This is a genomic window from Pseudomonas sp. P5_B2 (genome assembly GCF_056400445.1).
Window position 1 is genome coordinate 26,024 of the sequence record NZ_JBFULH010000013.1, and the last position, 11,329, is coordinate 37,352.

The following is an 11,329-nucleotide window of genomic DNA, read 5'->3' on the forward strand; positions in this document are numbered from 1 at the left end:
AGAACGAATTCACGCAATTCAAGGTGGGCATGGGTAATGCCGATCAGTTAAGCCCTAACGCGATCCGTAGCAGCTGGCGAAGCCTGCGTCCGGCTGCGCAGCAGTCGTGAAATCAGTCGATGCGGTGTTTCAGGTAGACCGCAAATTCAGGTTTTACGACTGCTGCGCAGCCGGACGCAGGCTTCGCCAGCTGCTACAGAAATTGCGTTACAGCAGAAATTGCTTAACTGATCGGCATTAGTGGGCATGGGGTTATTTCTGTTGTTCGGCCATGGCCACTTGTCCCACGAACGGCGCCTTGGCCCACACGACTTTGCCGCCGACCACTGTCATCAGCACAGCGTTGCGAGCCAGCTCCTCTTCGGGCACCTGCATGAAGTTTTTATCCAGCACAATCAGGTCCGCAAACTTGCCAACCTCGACCGAACCGACGACGTTCTCCAGTTTCAATTGCTCGGCGGCGTTGAGGGTGATGGTGCGCAGCACGTCGGCACGGGACAGCGCAGGGTCGGCATTCAATCGACCGGCGTACTTGGGGCCATAGCTGTGCGGGTTCAGCGGATCGCCTGAGCGGGTGACACCGATCTTCAGCGCCAGGAACTCGTCGAGCGGGTCCACCGGCCAGTCGCTGCCATACGCCACGCGCCCGCCAGCGCGGGCGATGCTGCCCGAGGGTTCCATGCGCGCAAATCGCGCAGGCCCGAGGTGATCGCTGGTGCCGTCGACCGTTGAAGGCGCTTGCTGAGCCCATTGGAAGGACATGTTGGCGGTCACGTCGAGGGCCTTGAAGCGCCCATAGTCGGCGGGGTCCACAGACTCGTTGTGGGTGATGGCCGGGCGAAAGCCGGTGCCGGGCAGTTGCTGACGCACGTATTCGATGCCGTCGAGGGAGTCACGCACGGCGCGGTCCCCGGTGGCGTGCAGGTGCGGGTCGAGGCCGGCTTGTACCGCTTGCAACAGCAGCGGCTTAAGCACTTGCGGCGGGAAATACAGTTCACCGACGTTTTTACCCGACGCCCATTTTGGCGTCTTATCGGTGCCGGCATTGTGCAGGTACGGCGTCAACATCGCGCCGGTGTCCGCTGGCGCATTGATGATGCCGTCCATGAACAATTTGACGTGACGCATGCTCACACCCGGCGCGACTTTGGTTTCGCCCTGGTCGTAGATCGCGGCCATTGCCTTGGCCTCGGCGATGGTTTTCGCCGGGTCGGCTGACGCAGCAGCAGGGTCCAGTTTGATCGCCAGCAAGGCCCGCGCAGTCAGCTCACCCGACTGCTGCAAAGTGGTGAAGGCCTTGCCATTTTCCGGCCCCGACAACGCATCGAAGAAACTGGTGATGCCTTGCTGACGCATGGCGTCGAGCGCCGCGCGGGTCTGGTTGAGCTTTTCGGCGTCAGTGGCTGCGGGCACCACGACGGCCATGGCATCGGCCGCGCCGTCTTCGCAGATGCCGGTGAGGTTGCCGGCACTGTCGCGCACGTATTTGCCATCACTCGGGTTGGCCGTGTGCTTGTTGATGCCGGCAACCGCCAGGCCGCGAGAGTTGGTCAGCACGGTATGAAAATCGGTGGAGCGCACCTGAATCGGCCGCTGGGTCTTGAGTGCGTCCAGCGTCGATTTATCCGGGTCGCCGTCGAGTCCGTCCATGCCCATCCGGTCCCAGCTGCCCACTTCGAGCCAAACATCCGGCCCTTTATCCTTGTCGGCATCCAGGCACGCCTGAATGGTTTCCTGGAACACCTTGCGGGTCATGGTCTGGTATTTCAGGTCGCACAAAGTCATGGCGCGGCCGCCATCGCCCGGGTGCATGTGCGCATCGATGAAGCCCGGCATCAGCATGCGTCCCGCCAGATCAATCAATTGCGTTTGCTTACCGATGTACGAAGCAACCCCTTCGTCATTGCCGACATAGACAATCTTCCCACCCGTGACGGCAATCGCCTGCTGCACCGAGTTCTGGCCATCGACGGTGTAGACATAGCCGTTGCGCATGACCATGTCTGCTGGCGTCGAAACCTGGGTCTGGCACCCCACCAGCGCCAGACCGGAAAATGCCGTGGTTGCCGCAATGGCGACAAAAAGCCTGGAAAATTTCAACTGCCTCACCTCTGTTTTTATAGTTTTGGAAGAGGCCCGAACAGCCTGCGCGCAAGCCCCTGATATGCAAGGCATACCCTATAGCGCGCGGCCGCTGGATGGACCTCCACAAATGAGGAGGGGTCAGTCAATGAGTGGGCGTCACTGTGATTCGCGGCGGGTTGCCTGCGCAGACAAAACAGAACCCAGTTCGACCTTGCTCTTCACCCCAAGCTGCAAGTAGCAGTTGCGCAGATAAGTGCGCACGGTCGCGGGGCTCAAGGCGAGGATTTTCGCGATCTCTTTGTACGAGTGCCCGGCAGCAAACAGCATCGCCGCCGTCCGTTCCCGTGGCGCCAGCACGGCACCGCGCGACTGGGTTTCGAGGGACAGAATGACGTGCCGGGCATTCGGGCTGAGGGTCAGCGCACAACGGCCCAAACGCATGACGCTCGGCGCTTTTGCCAGTTGCGCGATCACCTGCGCTGGCAGCATCGAACCGACCCACCCCGGCACTTCGCGCTGGATGGCTGCGCATAAACTGGCGCCCACGTACAGCAACGTGCCGTCCATGCGCGCGACCCCGAAGTCGCTGGCGCCGTTACCGGTGTCGAATCGGATCATGTCTTGCACCTGGAACCGCCATAGCTGCAACAGGTGATCACAGAACGCCGAAAACAACGCAGCCTCACTGTCGTTGAATGCCGGTGCCTGTTCGCCGCGATAGAGGCAGACAAAGAACATCAGCCCGCTTTCAGGCAACTCGAAGGTGATACACATCGGGTGGTAGAGGTCGTGACGGCGAGCGAAGGCGTCGACCTCTTCATGGGGATCGGTGAAGCCGCTGTCACGCACCACTGCGCCGGGTTGGCTCAAGGTGTCATGGGAGAACTTGTCGCTGCCCGCGCTCTTGTGCCATTCGGCGGCAAACGACTCGGGCAGATCAATGCGCCCGTGCATCCAGCTTTTCGGCGCCGCATGGGCGTCTGACGTGGACATCTCGCCCCACCATGCCGACGCGAATGGCACCAGTGGGCGGAAGGCTTGCAGACCGTCTTCGATGAATTGCGAGGCACCGCGTTCGCGAGCCAGTCGCCCGAGGTGCAACACGCATTGATTGAATGCCTTGAGCGTCGCCATCGACGGTGCGCCGCCGAATTGATCCCCATCCTCCATCTTTTGAATCCTGTTGGCTGCGTGGCATTTTTTTCGACCATGCCATAGGCGCAGTGACGACGTCCAGAAGCGCTTCGAAACGCCCACTTCCAGGCCGGTTTATCAAGTATCAAGCAGCAAAACTTGCACAAATCGACAGTAGGCTAAGCTAAGGATCAGCTTATTGCGCACGATGCTCGCTCCGGCAGGGTTTGGGTTTTTCTGAAGAGCGTCTGCAACAGCTATTTCAGACTGGCCCACACTTTCACGCAGGACTGACGTGATGACCGAGCCCCTCCTCAGCTTTGATGAACTGAAGCGTGCCGCCGTGTCCGGCGAAATCGATACCGTACTGGTCTGCATGGTCGACATGCAGGGACGCCTGGTCGGCAAGCGATTCCAGGTCGAGTTTTTTATCGACAGCGGCCATGAAGAAACCCACTGCTGCAACTACCTGCTGGCCGACGACATCGACATGGAACCCGTACCGGGTTACGCCGCTGCCAGTTGGAGCAAAGGCTATGGCGACTTTGTCCTCAAGCCCGATATGTCCACCCTGCGCCGTGTGCCGTGGTTGGAATGCACAGCGCTGGTGCTCTGCGATGTGCTCGATCACCACCATCGCCGCGACTTGCCGCACAGCCCACGGGCGATCCTGAAAAAACAGATCGAACGCCTGCGCGAGCGTGGCTACACCGGCATGTTCGCTTCGGAGCTTGAGTTCTACCTGTTCGATGAGAGCTACGAGGCCATCCACGAGCGCAACTACAGCAAGCCAAAAACCGCCGGCCACTACATCGAGGATTACAACATCCTGCAGACCACCCGCGAAGAGCCGGTGCTGCGGGCAATTCGCAAGCATCTGCAGGCCAGCGGCATTCCCGTGGAAAACTCCAAGGGTGAATGGGGCCCCGGCCAGGAAGAAATCAACATCCGCTACGCCGATGCCCTGACCATGGCCGACCACCACGTCATCATCAAACACGCCTGCAAAGAGATCGCGCAACTGCAAGGCAAAGCGATCACGTTCATGGCCAAGTGGCGCTATGACGCCGCCGGGTCCAGCAGCCACATCCACAATTCGCTGTGGGACAAGAACGGCAAGAAGCCGCTGTTCTTCGACGCCAAGGCAGAATTCGGCATGTCGACATTGATGCGCGCCTGGGTCGCCGGGCAGCTCAAGTACGCCAACGACATTACCTGTTTTCTCGCGCCTTACATCAACTCGTACAAGCGCTTTCAGGCCGGCACGTTTGCGCCGACGCGGGCGGTGTGGAGCCGGGACAACCGCACCGCAGGCTTCCGCTTGTGCGCAGAAGACAGCAAATCCATCCGCATCGAATGCCGCATCGGCGGCGCCGACCTCAACCCGTATCTGGCCTTTGCGGCCCTGATCGCGGCGGGCCTGGCCGGGATCGACGAGAAGCTCACGCTCGCGCCGCCCTTTGAAGGCGACGCCTACCTCGACGAACACTTGCCGGAAGTCTCCAAGACCTTGCGCGAAGCCTGCGCCGCGCTCCAGACCTCGAGCATGTTGCGCGAAGCATTCGGGGATGAAGTGATCGATCACTACGTGCACACCGCCGAATGGGAACAGAAAGAGTACGACCGGCGGGTCACTGACTGGGAATTGCAGCGCGGCTTTGAACGCTATTGAGGTCACCATGACGGCAATCATTCAACTCATTTCCCCGGTCGATGGCCGGGTTTACGCTGAACGTCGCTACGCCGATCCAGCGCAAATCGAGCAATCGCTGGACGCAGCTGCCACCGCCCAGACGCAATGGAAACGCCGGCCACTGAGCGAACGCGCGGCTTTTTGCAGTGCGGTGGTGGACGCGATGCTGGCGATGAAAACTGACATCGTGCGGGAACTGGCCTGGCAAATGGGTCGCCCGGTACGGTTTGGTGCGGGCGAATTGCGCGGTTTTGAAGAGCGTGCGCGGCACATGATAGCCATTGCGCCTGAAGCGCTGGCAGCGATTGAGCCGACACCGGTCGCCGGTTTCCGCCGGCACATCCAGCGTGATCCAATGGGGACAGTGCTGGTCATCGCGCCATGGAATTATCCGTACCTGACCGCCGTAAATACGATCATTCCGGCGTTGATGGCTGGCAACAGCGTCATCCTCAAACACGCATCGCAAACGCTGCTGGTCGGCGAGCGGTTCTCCGAGGCCATGGCCCGCGCGAACCTCCCCGAGGGGCTGTTCCATAACCTGCTGCTCGATCACAGCCAGACCGCCGCGATCATTGGCTCGGGACGTGTTCATCAGGTGAATTTCACCGGCTCCGTCGGCGCCGGCAAGGCCATGGAAACCGCCGCCACCGGGCGCTTTCTTGGTGTAGGCCTGGAACTCGGCGGCAAAGACCCGGCCTACGTAAGGGCAGACGCCAATCTCGACCATGCGGTAGAAAATCTGGTGGACGGTAGCTTCTTCAATTCCGGGCAGAGCTGCTGCGCCATCGAGCGCATTTATGTCAATAAGCAAATCTACCCAGCCTTCATCGAACGCTTCGCCGCCCTGACCCGCCAATACGTGCTCGGCAACCCGCTGGACGAAGCCACCACGCTCGGCCCCTTGGTCACCCCGGCCGCCGCTGATTTCGTACGCGGCCAAATCGCCGAAGCGCTGGCCCAAGGTGCCAAGGCACTGATCGACCCGCAGGCGTTCCCCGCTGATGTACCGGGCAGCGCCTACCTCGCGCCGCAAGTCCTGGTCGACGTCACCCACCAAATGTCAGTCATGCGCGAGGAAAGCTTTGGCCCCGTGGTCGGCATCATGCCGGTGGAAGACGATGACGTAGCCCTCGCCTTGATGAATGACAGCGAGTTCGGGCTCAGCGCCTCCATCTGGACCCAAGACCTGGCCGCCGCTGAACGCCTGGGCAATGACATCGACACAGGCACTGTATTCATGAACCGCTGCGATTACCTCGACCCGGCACTGGCCTGGACCGGGGTGAAGAACAGCGGGCGCGGCGTCACCCTGTCACGTCTCGGTTATGAACACCTGACCCGCGCCAAATCCTTCCATTTGCGCCACGAGATCTGAGCCATGAGCCTGACCGCGAACTGGAATTACCCCACAAGCATCCGCTTTGGTGTGGGCCGCATCGCCGAACTCGCCGACATCTGCCGCAGCCAGGGCATCGAGCGCCCGCTGCTGGTCACCGACAGTGGCCTGGCGCGTGCGCCGATGACCATCGCCACCCTGGAAGCCTTGGGTGCCGCCGGCCTCGGCGTCACCCTGTTCTGCGACCTCAAGCCCAACCCGGTCGAAGCCAACCTGGCCGGTGGCCTCGACGCCTGGCGCGCCGGCAACCACGATGGCGTGATCGCCTTCGGTGGCGGTAGCGGCCTGGACATGGGCAAGCTCATCGCCTTCATGAGCGGCCAAACCCGCCCGGTGTGGGATTTCGAAGACATCGGCGACTACTGGACCCGCGCCGACGAAAGCCGCATCGCCCCGGTCATTGCCGTGCCGACCACTGCAGGCACGGGCTCGGAAGTGGGCCGAGCCGCGGTGATCATCGACGAGGCCACCCACACCAAACGCATCATCTTTCACCCGAAAATGATGCCGCGCGTGGTCATCAGCGACCCGGCCCTGAGCGTCGGCATGCCGGCCAAAGTCACCGCCGGCACCGGCATGGACGCCTTGGCCCATTGCTTGGAAGCCTACTGTGCCCCCGGCTTTCATCCGTTGGCCGACGGCATCGCCGTGGAAGGCATGCGCCTGGTAGCCAACGCCCTGGTGCGCGCCGTGCACACGCCATCCGACCTTGATGCTCGCGCGCACATGCTCGCGGCGGCGGCGATGGGCGCCACCGCGTTCCAGAAAGGCCTTGGCGGGATGCATGCCCTTTCCCATCCGGTGGGCGCGCTGTACGACACCCATCACGGCATGACCAACGCGACCTTCATGCCCTACGTCCTGAAATTCAATCGCCCGGCCATCGAAGAACGCATTACGCGCCTGGCTGCGTATTTGCGCTTGCCCACCCCCGGCTTCGACAGTTTCCTGGCCTTCATCCTCAAGCTGCGCAAAGACATCGGCGTGCCGCACACACTGGTGCAGTTGGGGGTGGATGACACACAGGCCGACCTGATCGCGGACATGGCCGTTGTCGACCCTTCTGCCGGCGGCAATCCGCTGCCATTGACCAAGGCCGGTGCAGCAGAGATTTTCGACGCGGCGTTTCACGGCCGCCTGTAGAGCAATTGACTGCCTGTGCTCAGCGCACGGGCAGGTTGTATCGGTTGGAGACAGGAGCAGTACGACAAGGGGTTGAAAGCCAGCCCGTCCGGCCTTCCGGATGGATGCGTATCAAAACCTGATGGGGCACACACAACATGAATCCAGCAAGCCAGCCCGGCGCAGACGCGTCGCATGACGATGACGTCAAGGCGCTGCACAGCATGGGCTATGCCCAGCAGCTCTCGCGACGAATGGGCGTTTTCTCCAACTTTGCGATTTCCTTTTCAATCATCTGCATCCTCTCTGGGGGCATCAATTCCCTCGCCCAAGGCACCTCCGGCGCAGGCGGCGCCGCCATCGGCATCGGTTGGCCGATTGGCTGCCTGATCTCCGGGGTGTTCGCCATGGCCATGGCGCAGATTTCCTCGGCGTACCCCACCGCTGGCGGGCTGTATCACTGGGGTTCGATTCTCGGCAACCGCTTCACCGGCTGGCTGACCGCGTGGTTCAACCTGTTGGGGTTGGTCACCGTGCTGGGGGCGATCAACGTCGGCACTTATTACTTCTTTTTCGGTGCCTTCGGCCCGGCGCTGGGCATGGAAGACACCACCACGACACGGGTGATTTTCCTCGCAGTGCTGACCGGTCTGCAGGCCTTGTGCAACCACTTGGGCATCGGCCTGACCGCCAGGCTCACCGACTTCTCCGGCTACCTGATTTTCGCCACGGCGCTGGCGCTGACCATCGTCTGCCTGATCTCCGCACCCAGTTATGAATTCGCGCGGTTGTGGACCTTCAGCAACTACTCCGGCGAGGCGGGTGGCAGCGTCTGGCCACAGGTGTCGAACGGCTGGATTTTCATGCTCGGCCTGCTGTTGCCGATCTACACCATCACCGGCTACGACGCCTCCGCGCACACCTCGGAGGAAACCCGCAATGCCGCCATGTCCGTGCCGCGTGGGATGGTCATGTCGGTGGTCTGGTCGTTGCTGTTCGGCTGGGTGATGCTCAGCTCGTTTGTGCTGATGCTGCCCAACATGGACGAAGCCGCGTCACATGGCTGGACCGTGTTTTTCTGGGCGATGGACACCCAGGTCAACCCAACCCTGAAGCTCGCGCTGTACGTGGCGATTTTCATCTCGCAATTTCTCTGCGGGCTGGCGACCGTGACTTCGGTGTCACGCATGATTTTCGCCTTCTCCCGCGACGGCGGCCTGCCCTGCTCCAAAGCGCTGGCCTCGGTCTCACCAACCTTTCGCAGCCCGGTGGCCGCGATCTGGACCGGCGCCACCCTCGCAGTGTTGTTCGTCTGGGGCTCGTCGGTGATCTCGATCGGTGAAACGCCGGTCTACACCATCGTGGTGTCCTGCACCGTGATCTTCCTGTTCTTCTCTTTCGTCATCCCCATCGTGCTGGGCCTGTTTGCCTACGGTACCTCGAAGTGGCCGACCATGGGGCCGTGGAACATGGGGCGCTTCTGGTACACGGTGTTTGCCCTGCTCTCGGTCCTCTCGATGGTGATCATCTTCATCATCGGCATTCAGCCACCGAACGATTGGGCGCTATACATCACCATCGGATTCCTGGTGCTGACGGCGATTGTCTGGTTCGGTTTTGAAGCGCGACGCTTCCAGGGACCGCCGGTGGGCGACGTGATTGCTCAGCGCCAGGCGCAAATTGCGGCGGCTGAGGCAGCGTTGGATAAGCCGGTTTGAGCTGATCGTCATAGCAAAAAAACGGGACGCTAAGCGTCCCGTTTTTATGAAAATAGAGGTCGATGAGCAACCTTATCCAGCACCCCGTTCGCCGTAATCTCCGCCACCATGATGCTGTTGGAAATGCCCAACAACGCATAGCGCGACTCACCCTCCAAATGATTCACCAACTGATGAACCATTACATCGACCGACGCCAGCGTCTCGACCAAAAATACAGCCAGGGTTTCGGCAGTGGCCTCTGGGTTCACGGAAAACAGCGTACTGCGCGTTCGCTTGGTGGCTTTGATGTCGGCGTTCGACGGGAAGTGGAAGTTGAGGGCGCGTTCGGCGGCCTCGTTGAGTTTTTTTGAATCGGGTTCGTACGGGGACACTGGATCGGTGTCTGGTGGGTTGGGTGTTACTTTGAACATTGGCTCAGACCTCATATGAGTGAGGCTGCAACCAGCTCGCGACTAAACGAGAGGGAGGCAGCTGTGCGCAGGTTAGTCGACCGATGAGCCAAGAAATCGGCGCGCCGAAGCGCCCTGCGCACAACCGCCATCAAATGCAGGCATGGGATACCTGACTGATAGAGACATTGTGCGTCTTGACATCAACGGGCGACTAAACCCGATCACTGATGGGCAGTGACGGGAACCAAGTTACCGAGCAGCCCCAAGGCGCACAAGCCGGCGGATTCTGGCGTAGCCGTAGGCAATGGCGCAAGGATTTGTAGCTTTCAGGACGTAACCTTGAGGGTGTTTAAACACGCGCCATCAAGAGTTGTTGAATGAGCTGATACGCGCATCCTGCAGGCGATGAAAGCCAGGAAAACATCCAGGCAGCCACTGCCGTATYTACAATGGTGATCGTCGCGAGTGTATTGGCAGCATGGTCTATTGAGTCATTTACCTGATTCGAATACCAACAGCTTTTACAAATCCCGTGAATAAACGATGTGGATTTCTCGCCAAGTTCAGCCAACAAATTTAATCCTGATCAATATAGCCATTGTTGCGAATATGCTGAGAGTGATCTGCATGCCGGCCACAAGTATCGGATTATCGGGTTTGTTTAACTTCAAAAGTGACAGAAATTTGCTTGGCTTTGCTTCTGTTGGATTTTCTTCGTAATCTTGTAGCAAACGCCAAATTTCGAGTGCGGCCACTTGGGACGCTATGATCAGCCGACAGTTTAGCAATGAAAATAATAAATACACTGCAGCCAGTCCGATCAGTAATTCGGTTGGAGGTTTGGTTGATGCCCAAGAGAAAGCTACTGCTGCTGCAGTGATAGCTTGATAATAACCCCAAAATTTGTGCGCTTGATCTAAAGAGTATCGAAAATATGAAATCGCATCAGACAGTTCCATTTTTCTCCTTTGTTTCTAATAACTTATTCCAAGGTTAGAATCCAACACCTGTAGAAGAGTGTAGAGGGTATAAAAATCACTGCTCACCCATGCCCCACAGCGCTATCGATAGCACTGGCTGAAAAACCGCACGTACCGATTAATACCGATAAGTTGCCTGCACTGAAATCCCATTCGCACTGTTTTCGTAGTCGGCACTGTATTCCGGTTGAAGACCGGAGTTGTTCGACTGCTTTACAGAGACTTTGGAGTCCCAGAGATAGCCATAAGCAAAGTCTATGGTCAGATCGGAACTCGGCGAATAAGCGCCACCCAAGGTCACGGCCTGGCGATTCCCGACCGGAACGCGCACGCTGCGATCGGCATTTCTAATGGGCGACGGGTCATAGGCGTAGCCTGCGCGTAACAGCCATTGTTGGTTCAATTGATAAGATGCGCCAACGGCGGTAGACCAAGTGTCTCGCCAGTTCATTTCCTCTGTCACACGTCCCAGACCAGCCGCCTCGCCCAATTGGGAAAGACCGCTGTTGACTGCCTCGACCTTCTGAATCCGGCTCCAACGTTTCCAGGTGGTCCCCAGGTATCCCGTCCAGCGATCATTGAAATGATGGGTGATAGATGTGTCCACGGATTCGGGCATCGTGATGTCAATTTTGTTGTCATAGTTTCCGTCCAGCGGGATAACGCTTGGGGAGCCGGAAACCTCGGTATGCCCTTTGAGTTCATAGCTCACCTTCGAGTGATAGTTAATCCCCCAACGGGTCGCATCACTCAAATCAAACAAGACGCCGACGTTGTAGCCAAGCGCCGTGTCATCACCTTTG

At 59.4% G+C, this 11,329-nt stretch carries 9 protein-coding genes; 4 read left to right on the forward strand and 5 right to left on the reverse strand.

Going from position 1 to position 11,329, the window contains the following annotated elements; all coding sequences use genetic code 11:
• Positions 1-252: 252 nt before the first annotated feature.
• A complete protein-coding gene (locus AC1DRJ_RS03165; RefSeq protein ID WP_477800788.1) occupies positions 253-2,100 on the reverse strand; it encodes an amidohydrolase in 1,848 nt (615 codons plus the stop codon).
• Between the two features lie 141 nt (positions 2,101-2,241).
• Entirely contained in the window at positions 2,242-3,255 is a 1,014-nt protein-coding gene (locus tag AC1DRJ_RS03170) for a helix-turn-helix transcriptional regulator (RefSeq protein WP_477800789.1), read from the reverse strand.
• Between the two features lie 262 nt (positions 3,256-3,517).
• On the opposite strand from AC1DRJ_RS03170, the gene AC1DRJ_RS03175 reads away from it, so the two are divergent.
• The 4 genes from AC1DRJ_RS03175 (at position 3,518) to AC1DRJ_RS03190 (ending at position 9,151) form a co-directional block, all read left to right on the forward strand.
• Positions 3,518-4,891 carry a glutamine synthetase family protein gene (locus AC1DRJ_RS03175; RefSeq protein WP_477800790.1) on the forward strand — a complete coding sequence of 458 codons (1,374 nt, stop codon included), beginning with the start codon at positions 3,518-3,520 and terminating at the stop codon, positions 4,889-4,891.
• Positions 4,892-4,898: 7 nt separating this feature from the next.
• Positions 4,899-6,290, forward strand: coding sequence for an aldehyde dehydrogenase family protein (locus AC1DRJ_RS03180; RefSeq protein WP_477800791.1), 1,392 nt, complete (start codon positions 4,899-4,901; stop codon positions 6,288-6,290).
• A gap of 3 nt (positions 6,291-6,293) precedes the next feature.
• Positions 6,294-7,454: an iron-containing alcohol dehydrogenase gene (locus AC1DRJ_RS03185; RefSeq protein ID WP_477800792.1), complete on the forward strand. Its 1,161-nt coding sequence runs from the start codon at positions 6,294-6,296 to the stop codon at positions 7,452-7,454.
• A 137-nt stretch (positions 7,455-7,591) separates the two neighbouring features.
• Positions 7,592-9,151 (forward strand): amino acid permease, encoded by a 1,560-nt coding sequence (locus AC1DRJ_RS03190; RefSeq protein ID WP_477800793.1) that lies wholly within the window; start codon positions 7,592-7,594, stop codon positions 9,149-9,151.
• Between the two features lie 44 nt (positions 9,152-9,195).
• Here AC1DRJ_RS03190 and AC1DRJ_RS03195 read toward each other — a convergent pair whose 3' ends face one another.
• From AC1DRJ_RS03195 to AC1DRJ_RS03205, 3 genes are all read right to left on the reverse strand, one after another.
• Positions 9,196-9,564, reverse strand: coding sequence for a DUF6124 family protein (locus AC1DRJ_RS03195; protein ID WP_477800794.1), 369 nt, complete (start codon positions 9,562-9,564; stop codon positions 9,196-9,198).
• Positions 9,565-10,109: 545 nt separating this feature from the next.
• Positions 10,110-10,505: a hypothetical protein gene (locus tag AC1DRJ_RS03200; RefSeq protein ID WP_477800795.1), complete on the reverse strand. Its 396-nt coding sequence runs from the start codon at positions 10,503-10,505 to the stop codon at positions 10,110-10,112.
• A gap of 139 nt (positions 10,506-10,644) precedes the next feature.
• Positions 10,645-11,329 (reverse strand): outer membrane protein transport protein (locus AC1DRJ_RS03205; RefSeq protein WP_477800796.1); only part of this gene is annotated, 685 nt, incomplete at its 5' end.

Coding starts and splice junctions, on each gene's coding strand:
- AC1DRJ_RS03190 (WP_477800793.1), top strand. CDS start 7,592: ATGAATCCAGCAAGCCAGCCCGGCGCAGACGCGTCGCATGACGATGAC.
- AC1DRJ_RS03185 (WP_477800792.1), top strand. CDS start 6,294: ATGAGCCTGACCGCGAACTGGAATTACCCCACAAGCATCCGCTTTGGT.
- AC1DRJ_RS03180 (WP_477800791.1), top strand. CDS start 4,899: ATGACGGCAATCATTCAACTCATTTCCCCGGTCGATGGCCGGGTTTAC.
- AC1DRJ_RS03200 (WP_477800795.1), bottom strand. CDS start 10,505: ATGGAACTGTCTGATGCGATTTCATATTTTCGATACTCTTTAGATCAA.
- AC1DRJ_RS03170 (WP_477800789.1), bottom strand. CDS start 3,255: ATGGAGGATGGGGATCAATTCGGCGGCGCACCGTCGATGGCGACGCTC.
- AC1DRJ_RS03175 (WP_477800790.1), top strand. CDS start 3,518: ATGACCGAGCCCCTCCTCAGCTTTGATGAACTGAAGCGTGCCGCCGTG.
- AC1DRJ_RS03195 (WP_477800794.1), bottom strand. CDS start 9,564: ATGTTCAAAGTAACACCCAACCCACCAGACACCGATCCAGTGTCCCCG.